The sequence below is a fragment of the Ruegeria sp. AL12 genome, assembly GCF_056540885.1.
On sequence record NZ_JBQFXN010000002.1, the window covers coordinates 403199 to 424394 of the forward strand.

General features: G+C 57.9%; 23 protein-coding genes. 3 read left to right on the forward strand and 20 right to left on the reverse strand.

The annotated features are described in order from the left end of the window. Position 1 precedes the first annotated feature (1 nt). The 7 genes from ACR0C6_RS09695 to ACR0C6_RS09725 all read right to left on the reverse strand — a co-directional run bounded on the left by ACR0C6_RS09695 (position 2) and on the right by ACR0C6_RS09725 (position 6248). Entirely contained in the window at positions 2–556 is a 555-nt protein-coding gene (locus ACR0C6_RS09695) for a PQQ-dependent catabolism-associated CXXCW motif protein (protein ID WP_480619021.1), read from the reverse strand. Further along, entirely contained in the window at positions 553–1395 is an 843-nt protein-coding gene (locus tag ACR0C6_RS09700) for a substrate-binding domain-containing protein (RefSeq protein ID WP_480619023.1), read from the reverse strand. The genes ACR0C6_RS09695 and ACR0C6_RS09700 overlap by 4 nt, the downstream gene beginning before the upstream one ends. After that, complete coding sequence (locus ACR0C6_RS09705; RefSeq protein ID WP_480619025.1) at positions 1379–1882, reverse strand: c-type cytochrome, methanol metabolism-related; 504 nt, start codon at positions 1880–1882, stop codon at positions 1379–1381. The genes ACR0C6_RS09700 and ACR0C6_RS09705 overlap by 17 nt, the downstream gene beginning before the upstream one ends. 69 nt (positions 1883–1951) lie before the next feature. Further along, a complete protein-coding gene (locus ACR0C6_RS09710) occupies positions 1952–3754 on the reverse strand; it encodes a methanol/ethanol family PQQ-dependent dehydrogenase (RefSeq protein ID WP_480619027.1) in 1803 nt (600 codons plus the stop codon). Positions 3755–3888: 134 nt separating this feature from the next. Then, positions 3889–4245 (reverse strand): c-type cytochrome, encoded by a 357-nt coding sequence (locus tag ACR0C6_RS09715; protein WP_171229299.1) that lies wholly within the window; start codon positions 4243–4245, stop codon positions 3889–3891. 55 nt (positions 4246–4300) lie between these two features. After that, entirely contained in the window at positions 4301–5134 is an 834-nt protein-coding gene (fghA, locus tag ACR0C6_RS09720) for an S-formylglutathione hydrolase (protein ID WP_217355541.1), read from the reverse strand. A 1-nt stretch (position 5135) separates the two neighbouring features. Beyond that, positions 5136–6248: an S-(hydroxymethyl)glutathione dehydrogenase/class III alcohol dehydrogenase gene (locus ACR0C6_RS09725; RefSeq protein ID WP_480619029.1), complete on the reverse strand. Its 1113-nt coding sequence runs from the start codon at positions 6246–6248 to the stop codon at positions 5136–5138. A gap of 165 nt (positions 6249–6413) precedes the next feature. Between ACR0C6_RS09725 and ACR0C6_RS09730 the strand changes: the two genes are divergently transcribed. Both ACR0C6_RS09730 and ACR0C6_RS09735 read left to right on the forward strand, forming a co-directional pair. Then, complete coding sequence (locus ACR0C6_RS09730; RefSeq protein ID WP_480619031.1) at positions 6414–7028, forward strand: hypothetical protein; 615 nt, start codon at positions 6414–6416, stop codon at positions 7026–7028. Positions 7029–7057: 29 nt separating this feature from the next. Continuing rightward, positions 7058–7837, forward strand: coding sequence for a pentapeptide repeat-containing protein (locus ACR0C6_RS09735; RefSeq protein WP_480446221.1), 780 nt, complete (start codon positions 7058–7060; stop codon positions 7835–7837). Between the two features lie 5 nt (positions 7838–7842). Here the strand turns inward: ACR0C6_RS09735 and ACR0C6_RS09740 are convergent, their stop codons facing one another. Then, positions 7843–8874, reverse strand: coding sequence for a quinoprotein relay system zinc metallohydrolase 2 (locus tag ACR0C6_RS09740; protein WP_480619033.1), 1032 nt, complete (start codon positions 8872–8874; stop codon positions 7843–7845). A gap of 122 nt (positions 8875–8996) precedes the next feature. On the opposite strand from ACR0C6_RS09740, the gene ACR0C6_RS09745 reads away from it, so the two are divergent. Beyond that, entirely contained in the window at positions 8997–9809 is an 813-nt protein-coding gene (locus ACR0C6_RS09745; protein ID WP_480619034.1) for a quinoprotein dehydrogenase-associated SoxYZ-like carrier, read from the forward strand. Positions 9810–9824: 15 nt separating this feature from the next. Here the strand turns inward: ACR0C6_RS09745 and ACR0C6_RS09750 are convergent, their stop codons facing one another. The 12 genes from ACR0C6_RS09750 to ACR0C6_RS09805 form a co-directional block, all read right to left on the reverse strand. Next, positions 9825–10178: a hypothetical protein gene (locus tag ACR0C6_RS09750; RefSeq protein ID WP_480619247.1), complete on the reverse strand. Its 354-nt coding sequence runs from the start codon at positions 10176–10178 to the stop codon at positions 9825–9827. 32 nt (positions 10179–10210) lie between these two features. Next, positions 10211–10885 (reverse strand): hypothetical protein, encoded by a 675-nt coding sequence (locus tag ACR0C6_RS09755; protein ID WP_171229305.1) that lies wholly within the window; start codon positions 10883–10885, stop codon positions 10211–10213. Between the two features lie 45 nt (positions 10886–10930). Then, on the reverse strand, positions 10931–13186 hold the full coding sequence (locus ACR0C6_RS09760) for a hybrid sensor histidine kinase/response regulator (RefSeq protein ID WP_480619036.1): 2256 nt from the start codon (positions 13184–13186) through the stop codon (positions 10931–10933). A gap of 2 nt (positions 13187–13188) precedes the next feature. Then, on the reverse strand, positions 13189–14346 hold the full coding sequence (locus ACR0C6_RS09765; RefSeq protein WP_171205907.1) for an FIST N-terminal domain-containing protein: 1158 nt from the start codon (positions 14344–14346) through the stop codon (positions 13189–13191). 9 nt (positions 14347–14355) lie between these two features. After that, a complete protein-coding gene (locus tag ACR0C6_RS09770) occupies positions 14356–15075 on the reverse strand; it encodes a response regulator (protein WP_171118293.1) in 720 nt (239 codons plus the stop codon). Positions 15076–15176: 101 nt separating this feature from the next. Next, positions 15177–16367, reverse strand: a complete 1191-nt coding sequence (locus ACR0C6_RS09775; RefSeq protein ID WP_480619038.1) for a hypothetical protein — start codon at positions 16365–16367, stop codon at positions 15177–15179. Beyond that, positions 16364–17038, reverse strand: coding sequence for a tetratricopeptide repeat protein (locus tag ACR0C6_RS09780; RefSeq protein WP_171232390.1), 675 nt, complete (start codon positions 17036–17038; stop codon positions 16364–16366). Before ACR0C6_RS09780 ends, ACR0C6_RS09775 begins: the two co-directional genes overlap by 4 nt. Further along, positions 17035–17934: a vWA domain-containing protein gene (locus ACR0C6_RS09785; protein ID WP_480446216.1), complete on the reverse strand. Its 900-nt coding sequence runs from the start codon at positions 17932–17934 to the stop codon at positions 17035–17037. Before ACR0C6_RS09785 ends, ACR0C6_RS09780 begins: the two co-directional genes overlap by 4 nt. Then, positions 17934–18893 carry a VWA domain-containing protein gene (locus tag ACR0C6_RS09790; RefSeq protein WP_480446215.1) on the reverse strand — a complete coding sequence of 320 codons (960 nt, stop codon included), beginning with the start codon at positions 18891–18893 and terminating at the stop codon, positions 17934–17936. Before ACR0C6_RS09790 ends, ACR0C6_RS09785 begins: the two co-directional genes overlap by 1 nt. Next, a complete protein-coding gene (locus ACR0C6_RS09795) occupies positions 18886–19257 on the reverse strand; it encodes a hypothetical protein (RefSeq protein ID WP_480446214.1) in 372 nt (123 codons plus the stop codon). Before ACR0C6_RS09795 ends, ACR0C6_RS09790 begins: the two co-directional genes overlap by 8 nt. Further along, positions 19254–20159 (reverse strand): DUF58 domain-containing protein, encoded by a 906-nt coding sequence (locus ACR0C6_RS09800; protein WP_480446213.1) that lies wholly within the window; start codon positions 20157–20159, stop codon positions 19254–19256. Before ACR0C6_RS09800 ends, ACR0C6_RS09795 begins: the two co-directional genes overlap by 4 nt. Further along, on the reverse strand, positions 20156–21112 hold the full coding sequence (locus tag ACR0C6_RS09805; protein WP_480446212.1) for an AAA family ATPase: 957 nt from the start codon (positions 21110–21112) through the stop codon (positions 20156–20158). Before ACR0C6_RS09805 ends, ACR0C6_RS09800 begins: the two co-directional genes overlap by 4 nt. Positions 21113–21196: the final 84 nt, after the last annotated feature.

A 21196-nucleotide genomic window follows, 5' to 3' on the forward strand; every position in this document is an offset into this window, starting at 1 on the left:
ATCAGCCGCCTCCGGCAACGGGTTGGCCTGGGGCTGGCTTTACCCGTTCCAGCGGATAGCCCCACAAGGCCCAGCCGTCGGTACCTTCCGGGAACCAATAAACTTTGGTGTATCCCCATTCGATTGCGCGTCGGGCGGCATTCCAGCTCATCCAGCAATCTTCCAAGCAAAAGAACACGAGACCGTGGTTGATATCGCCATTGGTGCTGGCTTCTAGGCCGGTTCGAAAATAGTCTGCCGTAACATCGGCAATTGCGCCGTAGCCGACATTGGGCAACCACAGTGATCCCGGAATGCTGTCGCGCGGCTTGTCGCGCCAGATCGTGCCTTCAGGCAGATTGGCCGGTTTGGGCGGCTGCGGCAAAACGTCGATGAACGCGACGCGTTGTTCCTGCCACAGGCCGTATGCCTCTTCCGGGCCGATGACCGTCCCGCCGGTTATCTGATCCGGCACCGGCGCGCGGTAGTGGTCCATGCGATAATCACCTGGTTCGGGTACTGTCTGCGCTATTGCGGCAGTCGAGATCAACGCAATTGCCACCGATGCGCGCATCATTGCGACAGGTCCAGAACCTCGGTCCCCAGATCATTCACCAAGGGAACACCAGCCTCGGCCAATAACGAATTGATCTCGTCCTGGTTGCGCCGGATCAGGGAATTCAGCTGTCTCTGCCACACCTTCTCACCCTGCCGTACGCCCATGGTGATGCGATAGAACAGGCGCGGCGGCAGCTCTTCCTTGACCAGCGGGATCACCTTGAAATCAGGATAGTCCGCCTTGACCAGTGGTCCGCCCAGCGGACCCCAAAGAATGGCCGCATCGATCTCACCTGTTTGCAGGTCATCCAGCATGTCGATGGCCGGGCTTTCCACACGTCGGTCAACGAAGAGGTTATAAGGCTTGGCTTGCCCGATCAGCCCGTTCCGCGCCATATGAGCCGCGGGCGGTGTACCCGCCACGATCCCGATCTGTTTCCCCTTGAGCATGGGATCGTTCAGCCTGTCCACCTGGGCCAGATCACTGTCCATCGGCACGATCAGCGCATAGGCGGACGTGTAGTAGTGGTTGGTGTTCTGCACCAGCTCATGACCTTGCGCATAACCGATCACCACATCGCAACGTTTGGCGGCCAGCGTGTTCCGTATGAAGCCTGTCGCCTGCGGAAACCAGACATATTGCACGGGCAATTCCAGCTTTTCGGCAATCAATTCGGCCAGTTTGTTTTCATATCCCGATCGATCCTTGGATGACACGGGGTAGTTGGCTGGATCCGCACAAACGCGAAAAGCCGTTCTTGAAACCAGGTCAGACGTCTGCGCCGACACGGGTACTGCCTGACAAAGCCAGACGCAAAGTCCGAAAATCGGCAGGCAGGCCTTAGCCCATACACGCATCTTCATCCTCGCGGATCACGTCAGATTTCGCCTCTTTCTTGGGAGGGCGGCCACGCGGGATCGCGCCCGATCCATGGGCTTTGAGATATACATAGATATCATCAAGAAAGCACATCACATTCGGGTTGTCGCCAAATCCCGGCATCACCGAGTTTTCAGCGGCGTTCACCACCTGGCGGCCATTGGTGACGATATCAACGAAGTCGTAATAATCCATTTCCAGCGCTGAGTTTTTCAGAGCCGGCGCATAGGTCGAGCCCTCGCCATCAGGGCCATGACAGACATGGCATTCTGCGTGATAGCGCCGGAAGCCTGAAAATGTCATCCAGTCCACGGTTCCATCCTCGGCCACGTTGAATGTCGGGATATCGTCTTCGGTGTAATACCGTCCATCTTCGGAATAAGCGACTGCCAGATTGTCAGCAATGGCGGTAACAGGAAGGCACAATGCAAGAATTGATGCCAGAAGACGTACAGAATGGTTCATGGAACGCTCGTTTCTTTTCAAGTGAAAACCGGCGCGGTCCGATTGAACCGCGCCGGCCAGATCTTTGGCTTAGTTCGGCAATGCGAACACGGTGAGCTGACCGCCCAGCGCGGTATAGTCGCTGAGTGCGGCATAGCCACCCACGGCGCCCAGCCCGTCATTCGGGTTGGTCAAACCAGCCGCCAGACCAATACCGGCCCAGCCACCGACACCTGACAGGATGCCGATATACTGCTTGCCACCTTGCTCGTACGTCATCACGTTGCCGATGATACCAGAGGGTGTTTTGAACTTGTAAAGTTCTTCACCTGTCTCGGTATTCACCGCCTTGATGTAACCTTCTAGTGTACCATAGAAGGTGACGCCTCCTGCGGTGGTCAGCGAACCCGACCAGACCGAGAACTGCTCGGGTATAGACCACTTGATCTCACCTTTGATGTTGTCCCAAGCGATGAAGTTACCCATACCACCGTGGCTATCCGGTGCAGGATACATCGCCAGCGTCGCGCCCACATAGGGTTGACCGGCAGTGTAGCTGACACGGAACGGCTCGTAGTCCATGCAAACGTGGTTCGTTGGCACGAGGAACAGACCAAGGTTCGGGTCATACGACGCCGGCTGCTGGTCTTTGGTGCCCAAAGCCGCCGGGCAGATACCGGTCGAGTTCACGTCCTCGCCGTTCTGTTCCGTCGAATACTGCGCAACCACGGCCGGGCGGCCATAGGTTTCGCTGTTGGGATCCATGTCGACGCCAGTTGTCCAGTTCACAACCGGGTCGAATTTTTCGGCCACCAGCAGCTCACCCGTGACGCGGTCCATGGTGTAGGCCAGACCGTTGCGGTCGAAATGGGTCAGCAACTTGCGCTGCTCGCCATCAATTTCCTGTTCGGTGAGGATCATTTCATTGATGCCGTCATAGTCCCATTCGTCATGCGGCGTCATCTGGTAGAACCATCTTGCCACGCCGGTGTCGATGTCACGCGCCATGATGGTCATGGACCAGCGGTTGTCGCCCGGGCGCTGCGCCGGGTTCCAGGTCGATGGGTTACCCGTGCCGTAGTACATCAGGTTCTCGTCCAGATCCGCAGAATACCAGCCCCATGTGGTGCCGCCGCCAATCTTCCACTGATCGCCTTCCCAGGTGTTTGTACCCGAGTCCGCGCCAACCGGCTTACCCAGATGGGTGGTCTTTTCCGGATCAACAAGAATGTCCGAATCCGGCCCCATGGAATAGGCCCGCCAGACCTGCTCGCCCGAGTTCATGTCATAGGCCGTAACTGACCCGCGTACACCGAATTCGCCACCCGAGATGCCGACAATGACCTTGTCCTTGATTGGCAACACCGTGGCTGTGTTGGTTTCACCAATCGCCGGGTCGCCATTCTGGACTTCCCAGACGACGTCCCCGGACTTGGCATCAAGCGCCACAACCTTGGTGTCGGCCTGATGCAGGAAGATCTTGCCATCCGCATAAGCCACACCGCGGTTCACCGTGTCACAGCACATGACCGGAATCACGTCCGGGTCCTGCTTGGGCTCATACTTCCAGACGATTTTGCCCTCATTTGCCAGATCCAGAGCATAGACAATGTTCGGGAACGGCGTGTGGACATACATCATGTCACCAATCACAAGCGGTGAACCCTCGTGCCCGCGCAGAACACCGGTTGAGAAGGTCCAGGCCACTTGCAGATCACCTACATTGTCTGCGTTGATCTGATCCAGTTCGGAATAGCGCTGATTTTTGTAGTCACCCGTCTGGATCGCCCATTGTTTTGCGTTCTCCATCTGGGCAACCAGGTCGTCATTTGCATAGGCCGTGGTGGCCAGTGCAATGGCAATCCCGGAGGTCCAAAGCGATAGATTTTTCATTCAATCTCCTCCCTTTCGTGCAGCGATCTCTCTCTGCATTGCAACACCTCACCCAGGTCGGATTACGGTGTCTGTTGATGCTCGCCCCGACCGACGGTTTTCCGGTCGCTTAGGTGGGAGAGCAATGCGATCTCCTACGACCCGCTGTCCTCAAAGGTCGCAAGATATGCGATGATGTTGGCCCGATCGTCCTCTTTTCGCAGCCCGGCGAAGGTCATCTTGATCCCCTTCGCATAGTCGCGCGGTTTCGTCAGAAACGCGTCCAGTTCTTCGGGTGTCCAAACCAGCCCTTCTTCGGACAGCGAAATCAACACCGGTGAATAGCCAAACCCTTCGACGGTTGCGGCCTGACGTCCAACGATGCCGTTCAGCACCGGCCCCACCTTGTTTTCAGCCCCCTCGCCCACCGCATGGCAGGCCTTGCACTTGCGAAAGACCTTCTCACCCGCTTCGGGGTCGCCATCGGCACTTGCGAAGGCGGGGGAAAGCATGAGGCAGGTTGCTGCGAATACCGTTCTGATCACTATCAATCTTTCCTTGTTATTTTCATTGGCTGAGACGTTCCGCGTGCCATTCGACATGGTCGCGCGCAAAACTGTTCACGAAGAAATACGAATGGTCATACCCCTCCTGGATTCTGATCTGTCCGGGCTGGCGGCGTTTGGCCATCATGTTGGCCAGAGCTTCGGGTTTGAGCAGATCAAGGAACTGATCATCCGCGCCCTGATCGATCAGCAGGTCACCTTTCCAGCCGTGCTCTTCCAGCAGCAGCGTGGCGTCATGCGCGACCCAAGTGTTTTCGTCGTCACCCAGATAGCTGCTGAGCTGCTTACGGCCCCAATCCGACCGCGTCGGGTGCGCAATCGGCGCGAATGCCGAAAGAGACCCGAATTTATCGGCGTTGCGTATCGCGATCGTAATCGCACCATGTCCACCCATGGAATGGCCCGTGATCCCGTGGCGATCCTGCACGGGGAAATTCTTCAGTACTATGTCGCGCAATTCGTCGACGATGTAGTCATACATCCTGAAATGGGCCCGCCAAGGGTCCCGGGTGGCGTTCACGTAGAACCCGGCTCCCTGCCCCAGATCATAGGCGTCATCATCGGCAACATTGTCACCACGCGGGGACGTATCGGGAAACACAACCGCGACACCGTAATCCGCGGCCGCCTCCTGAAATCCGCCTTTGGTCATCGCGTTTTCATGGGTGCAGGTCAGGCCGGACAAGTACCACAACACCGGCACAGGGCCGGATTTGGCCTGAGGCGGCAGGTAGACGGCAAAGGTCATCTCGCAATCACAGGTCTCGGACGAGTGGGAGTACACGGTCTGCTCCCCTCCGAAACTGCGGTTTTGCGAGATGATTTTCAAACCCATGTCAGTACTCCACGACCGCGCGGATCGACTTACCCTGGTGCATCAGGTCAAAGCCGTGGTTGATTTCATCAAGTGTCAGCTTGTGCGTGATCATGGGATCGATCTCGATCTTCCCGGCCATGTACCAATCCACGATCTTCGGAACATCCGTCCGGCCCTTGGCACCGCCGAACGCGGTTCCGCGCCATGACCGGCCGGTGACCAGCTGGAACGGACGCGTTGAAATCTCGGCGCCAGCGGGTGCCACACCGATGATGATGCTTTCACCCCAACCTTTGTGTGCGCATTCCAAAGCAGTCCGCATCACGCCGACATTGCCGGTCGCATCAAAGGTATAATCCGCACCGCCGCCGGTCAGTTCGACCAGATGCGCCACGATATCACCGCTGACGTTCGAGGGGTTCACGAAATCGGTCATACCGAAATGAGTCGCAATTTCGGCCTTTCCGTCGTTCAGGTCGACACCAACGATCTGGTCACAGCCCGCCATGCGACAGCCCTGAATGACGTTCAGGCCGATCCCGCCCAGACCAAAGACCACGCAACGCGACCCAATTTCGACCTTGGCGGTGTTGATGACGGCCCCGATGCCGGTGGTCACGCCGCAGCCGATGTAACAAATCTTGTCAAACGGCGCGTCCTTGCGCACCTTGGCCAACGCTATCTCGGGCACAACGGTGTGATTGGCAAAAGTCGAACAGCCCATGTAGTGATGGATCGGTGTGCCATCCAACATGCTGAACCGCGTCGTTCCATCCGGCAACAGACCGGCACCCTGAGTCGCCCGCACTTTCTGACACAGGTTCGTCTTGGGGTTCAGGCAATATTCGCATTCGCGGCACTCGGGTGTGTACAGCGGGATCACGTGATCCCCGACGGCAAGGCTGGTAACGCCTTCCCCGACCTCCAGAACAACCCCGGCACCTTCATGGCCCAGAATTGCAGGGAAAATCCCTTCGGGGTCATCTCCGGAACGGGTAAACTCATCCGTATGACATAGACCGGTCGCCTTGACCTCGATCAGGACTTCACCTGCTTTCGGGCCATCCAGCTCAACCTCCATGATTTCCAGAGGTTGGCCTGCCGCCACAGCAACCGCCGCGCGTGTTCTCATCTCCGTCTGTCCTCCCATGGCACCGGAATCAACCGCAGTCCGGCAGCTTGGGTCGAGTATGGGGGCGAGCACCACGTGCAAACAATTAAGACAATGGTGTGTATTGGGTTGAATGGACTTCGCGCGCAGAGTCCGTGCATGATGTCCGCGTGGAGGAAAGCTGTGATGTCAAACGGCAAGCTCATTGTTTTGGCGCTGGCCTGTCTGGGTGCGGCTGGCCCTGGCTTGGCAGCGGATTTCTCCGATCCAACATGGCCGTGCATTCAGCGCAAGGTCGAGGACCTGTCGCTGGGCCTCATGTGGCCGTATCAGGTTGTTGACGGCGAAACCGCCGAAGACACTGCCGACATCGACGAAATCGCCGGGCTGTTGGCCCTGAGGCGGATCGAACTGGAAGACCTTCGGCCCCAGGTTGCAGAGTTCGCCGCGCGGCACAACGGGGATCCGGATATTCTGGGTCAGGTGTTCCAGCGCGTCTTTGACACCTTGTCCAAAAGGCGCAAGCACATCATCGCGGGGATCGGAGAGTTTTCGCTCAAGCAGATCGATCTGGCCGAAAAGATTGATCTGGCCAGGGTGGAAATGGACCAAGCCCTGTCCTCCGACCCGCCCGACTATGACCGCGTTGACGCCCTGGAAGAGCAGCTGGATTGGGATCAGCTGATCTATTCTGACCGTCAACGCTCGATCACCTATCTGTGTGAAACGCCGCAAATCATCGAGCGGCGCCTGTTCGCGATTTCGCAAATGCTGCAACAATTGACCTCAGACCAGGGTTGACGCAGCGGCCTCGGGGCAAGGAGGGGCACATGAAACACGTATTGATCATCTTTCTGACGCTGTCGCCCCTCTCGGCCCTGGGCCAGTCCCCGCTCAGCGGCGTTGACATGACCCTGCCCAAAATGACCCAAGCGCAAATGACCCGCGCCGATGTCGTGGCCCGGCTTGCGGCTGCAACGGCCGACGCGCCCGCCGATTTCACCCGGGTCTGGCTGAACAATCTCGACTTGTCCGGGTTGGATTTCAGCAACGCGATCCTGCGAGCGACATCATTGAACGGCACCAATTTGTCGGGATCGACTCTGGACGGCGCGATTCTCAGCCAATCCTGGATGATCGGCGCCAACCTTTCAGGCGCATCTCTTGTCGGGGCCGAGCTGTTCCAGACTCAGCTCAGCCAGGCGAATCTGAGCGATACGGATTTCACAAACGCCAGAACAGCCGCCGATTTTACCAAGGCCAATCTGAACCGGGCAGTATTCAAAGGGGCGGATTTTTCGGCCGACATGCGCAACCAATCCATGGGGCTTATGCGCGGAGTTCTGTCCTCGGCTCGTGGATCGGACGTGGATTTCACTGATGCGCAAATGTCCCGCGCCGATCTGGAATTTGCCAAATTGCCCAACGCCAATTTCACCAATGCCGATTTGTCGATGGCCACATTGGGCGGGGCTGACCTGACAGGGGCCACTTTGTCCGGTGCCGATTTTACGAATGCCGATTTGACGGCAACGCGGCTGACTGATGTTCAGGGCGCAGATCAGGCCAATCTGAACGAAGCGAAAAACCTGGATCGGGCCATTCGCTGACCGGGCTATTCCCATTCAAGTTCGGTGAATGCGACCGTTGCATTGCGCGGGTTGTAGGTGTCAAACAAGTCCCAGTGCACCGCTTCTTCCTGAGCGATCGTTTCAACCGCATCCCCCAACCGCTGGCCACTGTCGATTGCGTCGCGCGTGTCGCTTTCCAGCACGTTCAAATAGCGCATCATATCCTCGGCACCTTCAGGCCACGCCAGGATCGGCCCACCATGGCCCGGCACGATTTGGGTGACCTCAAGCCCGGTCATCTGTTTCAAGACGCGTCGCCAGCCGATCAGTTGACCATCCAATGCCGGGGTGTGCCGGTGAAATACAAGATCGCCGGTGAACATGACGCCGGTGTTTGCATCCATTACGGTCAAGTCATTCCCGGTATGTGCCCGGGGCCAGGCCCGCAGGATCAGTTTACGCCCGCCCAGATCAATCTCGTGCGTGGTTTCGACGGCGATGTCGACGGAAATCGGCCCGACGCCCACATAGGCGCTTTCGCCGATCGCGGCGCTCAGGCTTTCGACATAGTTGCCCAACCGGTCCAGCAACGCTCGCTCCAGCCCCACATGGCCGACAATCTGCGCACCTGAAAGGGCCAAAGACTCTGTGCCCAATGTGTGATCGGGATGCATGTGAGTCAAAATTACGTGACTGACCGGCTTGTCCGTCTCGGCCCGAATGGCCCGCCAGACAGCCTCGCCTATCCACGGTGCCGTTCCCGTGTCAATCACGGCGACACTGTCCTGGCCAATGACAAACCCGATATTGGACACGTCGCCCAGATTGTCCGCGTCGGGTTCCGCTATCAAGCCGCGATGCACGAACAGACCGGGCGCAGCTTCTTCAAATTCCAGAGCCTGGCCAATGGGTTGGCAAAAAGGCGCGCCGCTACGCCAATCCGACAGCGGCGGAGGAGTTGTTATCAGCTTCTGCTCGCATTCAGCCTGGGATCGGGCTTCGTAACCCGGCAAAAGTCGTTCTCTGCAAGGCTCTGTCGCAACCTGCGCGCATAGCAAAATCACGGCTTCAAACATGGCAGCCCTCCGACCGGAACATTGGCATAGATCTCTGCCCGAACCACCGCGCCTTTCGTCGGCATGTATTTTCCCCGCATTTTGTGGCACATTCTCGGCCACCGGTTGCCGGAGGAGACACCATGGCCAAAGCACTAGCACCCGCAGCGATCCTTTCTCTTGCGCTGTCCCTGCCTGCATGGGCACAGCAGCCGATCAAAAACCCGCTGGTCGAAGGCGAAACCTGGAAGGATCTGCAATACGATGTCGTGGGCGACGCCCAGATCGGGAACGCGGACACGCTGCTTGCGCTGGACGCCCCTTACCGGGCGCATGATGCCGCAACGGTGCCGATCGTTTTGAAACAGCTTGATCCCGATGTCCGGATTTCCGCTGCTACCGTCGTGATCGACGAAAACCCGGCCCCGATCGCAGGCGTCTTCAGCTTTTCACCGGCCATGGGTCAGTTGGATTTCGAGATGCGCGTTCGCGTGAACCAATATTCGAATGTCCGCGTGATCGCTGAAACGCCGGACGGGCTTCAAATGACAGGCCGGTTTGTCAAAGCATCGGGCGGCTGTTCGGCACCGGCCAGCAAAGACCCAGAGGTCGCATTGGCGTCCATGGGCAAGATGAAGCTGCGCAGCTTCGGGGAAGAGGCGCAGATTTCAACATCACGCCGAGAAGCTCAAATCATGATCCGCCACCCGAACTATTCCGGCCTGCAACGCGACCAGGTCACGCAACTGTTCATCCCCGCGCATTTCATCGACCATATCGAAGTCTGGCAGGGGGATGAGTTGCTGTTCACGATGGATGGCGGCATCTCGATCTCGGAAAACCCGGCTTTCCGTTTTGCCTACAATGACAACGGCTCGACCATGTTGACGGTCAAGGCAACGGATACCGAGGGCAACACGTTCGAAAAAGACCTTCCCAAAGCTGCGGCCAGCTGACGGACGAGCCTGCGTTTATCGGAAACAGACAACCTCGGCTTCTGCCTGCGCCCGGCGCAGGTCAGCCACCATGTTTTCGGCCAGTACCGCGCTTTTGAAAAACGCCATACGCTCTCCCCCGACCCGACGCATCGACAGAACCGTTTCCGCCTGTTCATATTGCTCATACGGCAGGATCGAAGCGATCAAATCGATCGAGCATGAGCACCTGTCCAGCATCTCGCGGGTTTGACCGTTGGTGACCATGCATGCAAACACGTAATCCGCGCGCGCCGCGGTCGGGTAGTCATTGAGCCGATCCGCAACGCTTTGTGCTGACGCTGCAAAGGGCGCGGCCAGAATGCCCGCGACCAGCGCTTTAAAGGTCATGCGGCTGCGTTCCCGAATTTGGCCTGACGTTTTCATTCGCGACCCTCCTGCATTCCTTCAAACCGCATTTCCGATCGATAAACGGCCGTGCCGTCACGTTCGGAAACAGCTTCCGCCACAAGGCTCAGATACCAGCCCGGGACCTCTTCGGACACCGTGACGCGAAGAACCAGGTCTCCGAACCCTTGCATCCGGTCGCGGTTCGGATCCTCGGCGAAAGGACGCATGAAAATGGTCCGAACGGGGATGGTTTTGCCACCAATCGCCGCCTCGCCCTCGACGATCTCGGCAGGTTGAACCAGCGCATCCTTGATACGATTTCGGATGTAAAACGGGCTGCCTCCGGCGGACTCGGCCATATCCCGTATGGCGCTTTCATAGAAAACCATGATCATCGGATTGCCGACGCTGGCCGGAAAAACACCCATGGCGCGGTGTTTGTCATCTTGGCGAAATTCCAGATGGGCCATCTCGTTCCCGTCATCCGAAAAACTGAGAGAGATAAGACCACTATCACGTTCCGCCGCATCGGGTCTTATCCGGTTTGTGACGGTACGTTGATAAATCAACTCCTTGTCACGTTCGATTGTGTCCAGAACGCCATTTTGGAACAGCAAATCATAGGCTTGCTCGGCATCAACCGATGCCGCAGATACGGCATTCAAACTCAGAAACAAAACGGCGATGCCGCAAAGAAGCCTTCTCATGACCTAGCCCTCCCAAGGATGAGAGTATGGGCAAATCGCCCCATGTCATCGCCGACTTTTGTCGGTGTTGAGCGTTTGCGCGTGCAGGGCATTCTGTATTTTCCAAAAGATCAAAGACCGCAGCCGAGGCAGCTTGACCGGTTTCGCCATAACCGAAATTTCATGCCGCAATCCGTCTTTGCGCAACGCTTCGCTGCGATCAGCCGTGATCAGAATCGCCGGAACTTGAGTCTGCGTCATCTCTCGGATCCGGTGAATGGCCATCACGCCAGTTTCCCCATCATCCAATTGATAGTCGGCCAGAATGATATCCGGGGGCATTCCGATGTCTTTTATGAATTGCAGCGCTTCCTTCGGCGACCGGGCCGGCAGAACACTGGCGCCGTTCTGTTCCAGCCACTGCGTTGTTCCAAAAAGAACGTCGCGGTCGTTTTCAATCACCAGAATGATGAAATCCAACGGCACGTCGCCCGTATTGGCCAGAAGATCCAAGGGTTCGATGGTGCTTGGCCCGGTTTCGACCCTGTCCATTTCTATGCTGAACACTGAACCAATGCCAGGTTTGGACCGCAGCGACAGCTTATGACCCAACAACCGGCAGGCGCGGTCCACGACGGACAAACCCAGCCCCATGCCGGACCCCAATGGCACGTTTTCGGCCCGCGTGAATTCCTCGAACACGCGTTCCTGGTCTTTGCGTGCGATCCCGATACCCGTATCCCAGACCTGCAAAATGACCTTGTCGCCGCGCCTGCGGCACCCCACCAGAACCCGACCACCCGGTTCGGTATACTGGATGGCATTCACGACCAAATTCTGGATCGAGCGCAACAGATAGACCGGGTCGGATTTCACGATTTCCGAACACGGAACCACATCAAGCGTCACATTCTTGCTCTCGGCCACCAGCGTTTGGTCGCCCTGTATCCCTACAATCATCGTAGCAAGGCTAACTTCTGTCGGTGAGACCGTGTCCGGGTCAGCGGTTTCAAGCCGCGATATATCCAGCAATGAGTGCAGCAGTTGTTCAGCAGATCCAAACGCACCGTCCAACCGCTCCATCATCTCATGAAGCTCGGTTTCACGCGTGATCTCCAGCAGGGTCGAGATCATGAGTTTTGCGGCATTGATCGGTTGAAGCAGATCGTGGCTGGCGGCCGCAAGAAATCGTGTCTTGGAAGAAACCGCAGCTTCGGCGCGTTCCTTTGCAATCCGCAGCGCCTCTTCCACCCGCGCTTTTTCTTCGTATTCCTGAACCAGCTTGGCGTTGGCATGGGTCAACTCTGCCGTGCGTTCCATAACTCGGTTTTCCAGGGTTTCGGTCGCGCGTGCCTCGAACGTTACGTCTTTCAGTTCGACCAGAAAACCACCATCCGGCAGTTGGTTGACCTGAATGTCCAATACGCGGTCTGATCCGTCGCGCACACGTTTGCGCAACCAGCCTCGGCTTTTCAGCTCGTGTTGCCACTTGCCGATCCTGAGTTCATCATCGGCCTTGATCAGCCCACGCGCCCGCATCAGATCCAAAAGCGTTTGCACTGGCATATTTGCCTGCAAGACGGAAAGCGGCAGGTTCAGTATTTCCCGGAACCGCGCATTGTGCATCATGATCTTCGTATCTGACGAAAACGTGCAAACGCCTGAGCTCATGTTCTGGAAAACCGCCTTAAGGTAGTCCTCCTGACGGTCAATAAGGGTTTCTTTCTCATCACGGTTTCTGCGAACAACCGATGTGATATCGGTCAACAGAATGACCACATTCTGAGGCGACGTGTATTGTGCGCTGAGCTGATACCAACGATCCCCACGCAGTTCGATCACGTCGCTGGACACCATCCCGGTATGGCAATTTCGCTCAAGCGTATCCAGCATTTTCGATATGCCATTGTCGGACGATACGAATTCGGGGCTGTTCTGCACCAACAGAAAAAATCGGCCCAGGCTGAGGCCGGGCCCGACAATATCAGACATATCCGGGAAGATCGCCTGAAACAGCTCGTTGCACAGGTTCAATTCGCCATCCGTGAACAGCGCAAACCCTTCTTCCATGGAAGACAGGGCCTTGACGAGGCTCTTGCGGGTTTGTTCGCGTTCGTATCTGGCGCTTTCAAGTTCGGTGGTCGCGCGTTCCAGATCGCGACTCTGCTTCATCACCTGCTGCTGCAACTCTATCGCCGATTGAAACGCCAGAAAGGCGGACGGGCCTACATCTTTCTGACGGTTGGCGCGCCGCATCAGCGCATCAATGATCTTGGCCTGTTTGGATATCTGGATCTCTGGCGGGTCGTCCGGATTAAGCATGGTCAGCTCAGTTCCCGCTTTTCGGGTTCAAAGAAAGCGACCCCTACAAAGGTCTGGTTCATGTGTACGCCGGATTGCTGCTCTCCGTAGGTGTTGAAGCCAACCACCCGGTGGGATTGCAAAACATCCGAAACCTGTTTGCTCAACTGCTTCTGTTCGATTTCGAGTTTCCGCAGAATACAGTCGAATCCAAGAATGAAATCCGGGGCCGCGCCGGTGTTGTCGCGCACATTCAGTCCAGCTTCGAGCGTTTCAATGATCTCCTTCCCGCGCCCCAGTGTCATGATAAGGCCGTCATCGATCGCCGCTAGAAAAGACAGGGATCCCCCCTCCATCGGTTCACGAATGGCACGCACATAGTAATTGAGGTTCTGCCTGAGAAGCAGCGGGTTTTCCGCGAATACCAGTGGCGAAAGATCTTCGGCCGCGCACCCGACCAATCGTGCATATTCCTGCGCTGCCGGCGCCCCGTTGATCTCATAGACCACGCGTTCTTCCGGGTTGGCGTCGGTGATGATGATCTCTGACCCGATGGGCAGGAAATGATCAAAACCGATACCCTGAAAACCAAGGTTGGTTTCAATCAGCAACAGGACGGCAGCATTGTTGTGCGCGCTGCCACCGTGAAAAACGAACGTCTCTTCATATTGAAGGCCATCCCCGGCAGAGCCGCCGAATATCGGCAATCCATCCAGAACGGTTTCCAGCGTTGAAACCAGCAAGTCTTCCTGCTTGGACAATCCATCCGTAAACACCAGAGCCAGCCTGTTCCACCCCGCCGTGTGGCGGAATCTTTCGGCCAACCGCTGCGCTGCGGCAGCGATCTCCATTGAATTGAGCGGCCTGAGCGACTCGAACAAAATGGACGAACATCGAAAGTTGGACTTTGGAAAGGCCAACAGCAAAAGCGCATGCGATTCATAACCCGATCGCGTGATTTGACCTGCGGTGGTGCAGCCAAAGACAGGAACACCCGCAAGTCTTCTGTTCAGGCAACGTGACACCTCTGCCGGGTCAAGAGTGCTGGGGACAAAGGCCAGGACAAAGCAGGACGACAGACTATCGATTTCAGCGCAGGCTTCTTCAACGGCGGTCGTCGGGTCCAAATCATCGGAACGGCCAATCGCAATGAAATTTGGTTCATGCTCCAGATCCCGCATGTGTCCCCCCTAGTGTTGAAGAAAGGATTTGACCTCCGGTTCGTGTCGCGACTGTCTGGCGACAACCGAGTCGACCAGAACAGCGGCCTGGGTCCGGTTGCGCACCCCAAGGCGGCGCAGCAAAGCGGTGATATGCGCCTTGACCGTCGCCTCGGCCAACGACAGCTCATAGGCAATCTGTTTGTTGGATTGGCCCACGCAGATAAGCTTGAGAATTTTGACCTGCTGCGGCGTCAATGATGAAAGCTCGGGGCTGGATTGGTAGACGGTGCTTTCGGATGGCTTCAGCTCTTCGACGCGGTTGTATTCGGTGGGTACGTATCTCCGCCCAGAGGTGATCTCCTGAATGGCGTGTTTCAGGGTTTGCGCCGGCGTATCTTTCGGCAGAAATCCCATCGCACCGTGGTCCAGCAAAGATCTTACCAGCTCTCCGGATGCCAGTGACGATATCACCAGAACCGGCGCATTCGGACAGCGCTGCCGCAGCTGCTGAAAACCCGAGATACCCGTTACGTCCGGCAATTTCAGATCGAACATGATCAGATCGGGCTTGAAGCCTGCGCCAAGTATTTCAAGTGTCTGCTTCAGCGTGTTGGCTTTTTCAATTCGGCAGTTCTCGAAGCTCAGCTGCAACGCCGCGGCCAACGCATCGCTGAACAGCGGATGATCATCCACGATAAGCACGCTGGACACCTGGTCCACCGGTTTAGGGCATCCCGCAATGTGCATTGCTTCTCCTCCGACAGGAAAGGTACAGCATTTCCCGATCAGTTCAACTGTTTCATTTTGAGACACGCGAAAGATACCATAGATAACAAATGCTTGATGACTCAGCCGGTCTGGTTCCTGAGGAAGACCCTGGCAAACGCGTTCAAATCGGGCGCCGCAGCATTGGGATCAAAATACTGCCTGTCAAAGTCTTGCATGTGTTTGAGTCGACTGGATGAAGGGCCGTCGCGGCGCAGGATGGCAGAAGCCGCTTGCCGCAGCCTGTCTGCGCGACCAGACCTGGCACTGCGTCGCAATTCCCGGGCCAACGGATCAAAAACCCCAAAGCGGCGCAATGCCCTTGAAACGGCCAGTTTGTGGCCGGACAGTCCCAACCCCAAACCGGCCAGAAAAACGACAATGGCGATTGCGGCCATTGGCCAACCCAACAGCGTTGCTGGTGGCGCATCTGCCTCTGCGCCGCCAAGGCTTACGTCTTCGATGGCTGTGCCATAGGCAATGCGTTGTGGTGAGATGACGACCTCACGGGTTTCACGGGCCACGGTATCAAAGTAACTGAATTGCAAGGGTTCAACGATGCCGGACGTGTCGTTCGAGGGGCGTATGGTCCAGCGCCAGAACGCATGGGTGACCGGCCCCTCCGGGGTCAGTTCGACAAGCCGTTTCTCAGGATGCGGGAAGATCAGGGCCGAAGGCGAGGTCAACTCGGGCATGGGCGGGATCATCTCGGGCGTCGCGCCCAGGGCTTCCAGTCGAATGACGCGCAAGACCCCCTCACCCGGCGCAAGTTGATCCGGCGCATTCGACCACTGATCCGAAATCTGCAATTTGCGAACCGGAAACCACCACTCCTTGGTGGCCGGGGCTTGCGCCACCTGAATGGTCAGCGGCTCTGATTGAATCTCGTGTTCGAACCAGTCGTCATTTTCGTCTGTCAGGGTCAACCTGTGCACAAACGGACCAATTGAAAGTTTGCCTGCCTCGACAGGATAGATCGCCATCCGTCGGGTGAACACTTTGTATTTCCGGCCATTGATCCTTTGTTCCGACCAGCTGTCCGGGCCCAGTTGCGCCCAGCTGAACCCATCCAAGCGGGGTTGGATCAGTTCTTCGCGCGTGATGTGCCGACGATAGACACCCCGGATCGTCAACAGCACCATCTCTTGGGTGAACGGAATCGGGGCATTGTCTTCGACGGCAACTTCGATCAACGCCTCGGACGGCAGCACTGTTTTCGACTGCGCCAAAACCTGCATCGGAAATGCAATAAGAAGCAGAAACAGCCACTTCATTCCGGGTTCTCCGCTTCTGGCGGCGAAAGACCAAGCTTTTCCCGGCGTTTGTGTTCGTGTGCGATCCTGGCCGCCATGAACTCACCCGGAACATCGGAAAGCTGATTGAGCCAGCGCAGATCGGCAACCATGAACTTGTCATCAAAGATACGGCGCACGCCCAGTTGCCCGCGACTGTCCAATTCCGCCAATCCCAGCATCGTGTTCGCGTTCGTGACCTCACTGCCGGTTCCCGCCGCCCGCGCATTCCCGCGCGCGACAAAACTGTCGGCCTTGGGGCCGGATTTGCGTTCGGGGAAAAGGCTCAACGCCTCTGGGGTGATCTGCTGCCCTGCGTAATAGGCGGCCAGCACATCGAAATTCGCCTGAGCATCCAGGTTTCCCCTGGCCATGGCCTGATCATAGGCTTCCAGCGCGGCGGCCAATTGGCCGGTCCGGGCGTAAGCATTGCCAAGGTTGTACTGGTTCCCGGCGCGCTCGAAAGCACTGGCCGCTTTGTCAAAAACGCCCGCACGGTAGAAGGCAACACCTTGCCAGTCAGGGTCGGAAAACAGCTTTGCAGCCATTGGATACAGACCGATTGCCAATGCGACGCGGCCAAAAGGGGCAGCGCCGCCCAGCGCAAAGGCAACGGCAATACAAGTGGCACCTGCAATCGCGAACCATCTCATGCCCCTTCCCTCCAGAACAAAAACAGCAGGGGGAGCAGTGCGAAATACAGCATGTACCGCCCCAGATCATGCCAGAACAGCACCGGATAGTCCGCCCGTATCAAGCGGGTTGCGGCATCATCTGCCAGCCAATTGGCCAGATCATCTGACTGGTCCAAAGTGAAGACAGCGCCACCGCCGAGCGCGGCGTGGGTTTGGATTTGCGCAGTCGTGGGATGAACCGACACCAAAGACACGCGCACCCCTCGTGCGGCAAGCAATGCGACCTGCTGCAATGAGGGTGATCCAAGCCCGTCCTCGTCAGTGAATAGGACGACGTCTCCGGCCAGGATGCCCGCCTCTTCCATCCGCTGCAACGCCAAAGCCAGCGCGCGTTCGGGTCGCGATCCCTTGTCCGGAACGGTCTGTCCATCGATGAGCGACAGCGTTTGACCCAATTGGCGGTGATCGGTGGTCATATCCGTGGCGACATAGGCATCGCCCGCGTAAACGATGATGCCGCCGGGGCGGGACCCAAGCGCACTGACACCCAAACGCCCCATGCTCAGCAGTTGCGGCCAGCGGTCGTCTTCCACCACGCTGTCTGATGCATCCACAAGGAACAATACGCCATCCAGATTGCGATAGGTCTGCGCGTCGCGCCGTTCGATTGCCGGGCCGGTCAGGGCAATTGCGACGATCCCGGCGGTCAGAAGCAATGCGGCTGGTTTAACCGGGAAGGAGCCGCCTTCGATCCGGCCAATCGCGGCCATCGCCTGGACAAGCTGCGGGTCGGTGATCTTGTCCCAGGCTCCGAACCCTCCGGCACGGGAAAGCAACCACCACCCTGCCCCGCAGATGACGGGCAACAAAAGCCCCCAGGCCGGTCTGAGCAGAGTGACATCCAGCTCAATCATCACGCTTGCCTCCACGCCGCCAACAGGGCAAGCGCTGCCGCCATTGCTGCGGGCCAGGTCCAAAATGATCGGTAGACCTCGGCCGTAAGGCCCGCGCTGTCCGTCGCTTCCAGCCGATCCAAGGCTTGAGTCACGTCGACAAGATCATCGGTGGTTTTGACGCGAAACGCTTCGCCGCCGGAAATTTCGGCAATGGCGCGCAGGGTTGTCGTATCGACGACGCCGCGCTCACCAGGTTCGGCGCTTTGCAGGTCTTTCGGGCCCAGAGCAATTGTATGGACCCGCACCCCGATCTCGGCCGCCAGTTCGGCCACGCCACCGGGATTCGTAGCGCCCGCGTTGTTCACCCCATCCGACAACAGAATGACGACCCGCGACGCCGCCTGGCTGTTGGCCAGGCGCTTCAAAGCAAGGCCCAGACCATCGGATATGTTTGTCGCACGGCCCGAGATACCGATCGTGGCCTCTTGGATCCGTCGCGCGACAGCCTCTGTATCGAAAGTGAAAGGCGTGGCGAAATAGGCTTCGGATCCGAAAACAATCAAGGCCACCCGGTCGCCGGCGCGGCGTCGGGCGAACTCGGATCCAACGCGTGTCACCGCCTGCAAACGAGTGATCTGGTGCCCATCGAGATAAAAATCCTCCCGCACCATAGATCCCGAAAGATCCAGAACAATCGCAAGGTCCCGTCCGGACACTTTCAGGGCGTTGACGGGTTGCAGTTGGCGCGGACCGGACAGTGCAAAAATCATGAGCCCCCATATGATCCACAAAATCAGGAGGTCCGCCAAAGTCCGGGTCCTGGCCTGAGCCTGTGGGCTGGCCGCCATAAGCAATCCGCCTATGCGGTCCGGAACTGGGAACCCCCGCTCGAAAACCGGCCGCGGCTTGACCAAACGTGTGATGACAAGAGGCAATGGCAGCGCCAGCAAGATCCAGGGGTCAGCAAGCTCAAACACGACCCGCGACCTCCTCTTGCAGGGTCGCCAGATCCGGTTCGCCGCCGGGTTGATAAAGATCACCCGTCAACTCTGCATAACGCTTCGGATTCTGAGCGCGCAGTTTGTGCAAAAGAGCCACCCTGCGGCGATCCAAGGACCACCCCGGTTGTTCAACAGATCGATCAGGTGGATCCGGCCGCCTGTTTGCTGTGGTCCTGACACTCAACAACCGCAAGATTGCGACACAGCCGACCGAGGCCAGCGCCGCGATACCAAGAACAGCCGCGTATTCCGCAACCGCCCCGCCTGCGGCCTCGGCGGGCAAATGGATATCCCGCAGGCTGGCCAGCATCGTGGCTTCAGAGAGTGCTTTCTCACTCATGCCACATATCTTGCCGCGAAAACCGACGAAATGCGACGAGAGGTTTGTTCGACCGGGTCACTGGCATTCAGGACAAGCGCAGGATGTGTTGCCACCTTCTGAAACGCAAGTTCACCGGAAGGCTCTGCCCGGGCCAGATAGACCCGCTTTTGCCGCCCATCTGAAAGGCGGATCGGATACCAGCCTCTTGGCATCTCATGCGCTTTGCTTTCGGTCACAAGAAGCAGTCTGGGGGTGCGGCGATGATCGAGCCGGCCCAGCACGTCCGAAAAACCGTCTCCCTGCTGATCGAAGCCAGACGCGATGATAATCTCGGCCCCCGTCGGCGTCAGGCGCTCAACGCCGGCAAGTGCCTGTTCCAGCGTCCAGCTTTCATCCTCACCTTTTTGCAGCGCGGTCAGACTGCGCGCATGAGCCTGAACCAGGCCACCGATCACGTCCAGCATTCCGCGCGTTTTCCCTCGCAACGGTACGATGACGGGTGCGCCGGCGGTAAGCGCCAAAAGACCAACACGCCCGCCGCTTTCAACCATGAACCACCCGATCAGGGTCAAGGCTTCGGCGGCAGCGACTGACAGAAACGCCCGCTGGATGCCCCAGAACATCGGTGCACGAAAATCCGCAACCAACAGGGCGACGCGGTCCTGTTCCTCCTGAAACTGCCGGATATGCATACGCCCCGTGCGGGCGGTTGTTCCGCGATCCAAATGACGAATGTCATCCCCGTCCACATATTCGCGTACATCTGCAACCTCGACGCCTTGCCCGCGCTTTCGGGTCAGAAATCCTCCGGGCAGGGCCGTCATTGTCGGGTTGCCACGGTCGGTCAATGCGATATGCCGCAATGCAATCAAGGCCTCGGTCGTCAGGCGAACCCCCGCATGTGCCAGCACCCCCGTCACAGCGGCTCCACCGCATTCAGAATGTCGGCCACCAACTCGCGCGGCTTTTTCCCATCTGCAACGGCTCTCCAGGTCAGCACCATGCGGTGGGCCAGCGCATCGGGTGCAACAGCGGCGACATCTTCAGGCAGGGCGAAATCCCGGCCCCGCAGATAGGCGCGCGCGCGCGATGCCGAGGCCAGGGCCAATGACCCGCGCGGCGAGACTGCGTGTTCAATATATTCGGAAAACGGACCTTCACGGGTCGCAAGCACAAGCCGTACGATATAGTCCCGCAATTCTGGCGCGACGTGAACCGACTGGGCTTCGGCACGGGCAATCTTCAGCTCCTCAAGCGTCATCCGCTGCGCGTCCGGAGGCCCATTCCGGGTTTCGGCGATGACCAGATCAAGGATCTCACGTTCCGTTTCCAGATCCGGCAATGTCAGTATGACATGCAGCAGAAACCTGTCCAACTGCGCCTCGGGCAAGGGAAAGGTTCCATCATGTTCAATGGGGTTCTGGGTCGCCACAACCAGAAAGGGATCCGGCAGGGCGTATGTTTCATTACCAACCGTAACCTGATGTTCTGCCATGGCCTCCAACAAGGCAGACTGCACCTTTGGCGGCGCGCGGTTGATCTCGTCAACCAGCACCAGCGTGTGAAACACCGGCCCCGGAACAAACTCAAAGCGGCCTTCCTGAGGCTGGTAGACTGGCGTTCCGGTCAGATCAGAGGGCATCAGGTCAGGTGTGCATTGAATACGGGCAAAGCCGCCTTCGACAGCGTTTGACAGCCATTTGACCGCCCGTGTCTTCGCCAGCCCGGGCGGACCTTCTACAAGAAGATGGCCACCTTCCAGCAGCGCGATCAAAAGAGAGTCCACCAGATGCGCGTGACCGATAAGCCCCTGCGACAGATACGCGGACAATCCCGCAATGGCGCGTGGCGGGTTTTCAGGCCTCGTATCCATATGTCCTCCCATAGCCTCTGAGGGCGCGTTGCCTGCGCTCAGGCTACCCGGAGTCACCCGCCCGACAAAACACGTCAGATGGTA

What these genes read in the sequence shown, in the direction of transcription:
- ACR0C6_RS09695 (WP_480619021.1), bottom strand. Translation starts at nt 556, where the DNA reads ATGATGCGCGCATCGGTGGCAATTGCGTTGATCTCGACTGCCGCAATA.
- ACR0C6_RS09700 (WP_480619023.1), bottom strand. Translation starts at nt 1,395, where the DNA reads ATGCGTGTATGGGCTAAGGCCTGCCTGCCGATTTTCGGACTTTGCGTC.
- ACR0C6_RS09705 (WP_480619025.1), bottom strand. Translation starts at nt 1,882, where the DNA reads ATGAACCATTCTGTACGTCTTCTGGCATCAATTCTTGCATTGTGCCTT.
- ACR0C6_RS09710 (WP_480619027.1), bottom strand. Translation starts at nt 3,754, where the DNA reads ATGAAAAATCTATCGCTTTGGACCTCCGGGATTGCCATTGCACTGGCC.
- ACR0C6_RS09715 (WP_171229299.1), bottom strand. Translation starts at nt 4,245, where the DNA reads ATGCTTTCCCCCGCCTTCGCAAGTGCCGATGGCGACCCCGAAGCGGGT.
- fghA (WP_217355541.1), bottom strand. Translation starts at nt 5,134, where the DNA reads ATGGGTTTGAAAATCATCTCGCAAAACCGCAGTTTCGGAGGGGAGCAG.
- ACR0C6_RS09725 (WP_480619029.1), bottom strand. Translation starts at nt 6,248, where the DNA reads ATGAGAACACGCGCGGCGGTTGCTGTGGCGGCAGGCCAACCTCTGGAA.
- ACR0C6_RS09730 (WP_480619031.1), top strand. Translation starts at nt 6,414, where the DNA reads ATGTCAAACGGCAAGCTCATTGTTTTGGCGCTGGCCTGTCTGGGTGCG.
- ACR0C6_RS09735 (WP_480446221.1), top strand. Translation starts at nt 7,058, where the DNA reads ATGAAACACGTATTGATCATCTTTCTGACGCTGTCGCCCCTCTCGGCC.
- ACR0C6_RS09740 (WP_480619033.1), bottom strand. Translation starts at nt 8,874, where the DNA reads ATGTTTGAAGCCGTGATTTTGCTATGCGCGCAGGTTGCGACAGAGCCT.
- ACR0C6_RS09745 (WP_480619034.1), top strand. Translation starts at nt 8,997, where the DNA reads ATGGCCAAAGCACTAGCACCCGCAGCGATCCTTTCTCTTGCGCTGTCC.
- ACR0C6_RS09750 (WP_480619247.1), bottom strand. Translation starts at nt 10,178, where the DNA reads ATGACCTTTAAAGCGCTGGTCGCGGGCATTCTGGCCGCGCCCTTTGCA.
- ACR0C6_RS09755 (WP_171229305.1), bottom strand. Translation starts at nt 10,885, where the DNA reads ATGAGAAGGCTTCTTTGCGGCATCGCCGTTTTGTTTCTGAGTTTGAAT.
- ACR0C6_RS09760 (WP_480619036.1), bottom strand. Translation starts at nt 13,186, where the DNA reads ATGCTTAATCCGGACGACCCGCCAGAGATCCAGATATCCAAACAGGCC.
- ACR0C6_RS09765 (WP_171205907.1), bottom strand. Translation starts at nt 14,346, where the DNA reads ATGCGGGATCTGGAGCATGAACCAAATTTCATTGCGATTGGCCGTTCC.
- ACR0C6_RS09770 (WP_171118293.1), bottom strand. Translation starts at nt 15,075, where the DNA reads ATGCACATTGCGGGATGCCCTAAACCGGTGGACCAGGTGTCCAGCGTG.
- ACR0C6_RS09775 (WP_480619038.1), bottom strand. Translation starts at nt 16,367, where the DNA reads ATGAAGTGGCTGTTTCTGCTTCTTATTGCATTTCCGATGCAGGTTTTG.
- ACR0C6_RS09780 (WP_171232390.1), bottom strand. Translation starts at nt 17,038, where the DNA reads ATGAGATGGTTCGCGATTGCAGGTGCCACTTGTATTGCCGTTGCCTTT.
- ACR0C6_RS09785 (WP_480446216.1), bottom strand. Translation starts at nt 17,934, where the DNA reads ATGATTGAGCTGGATGTCACTCTGCTCAGACCGGCCTGGGGGCTTTTG.
- ACR0C6_RS09795 (WP_480446214.1), bottom strand. Translation starts at nt 19,257, where the DNA reads ATGAGTGAGAAAGCACTCTCTGAAGCCACGATGCTGGCCAGCCTGCGG.
- ACR0C6_RS09805 (WP_480446212.1), bottom strand. Translation starts at nt 21,112, where the DNA reads ATGGATACGAGGCCTGAAAACCCGCCACGCGCCATTGCGGGATTGTCC.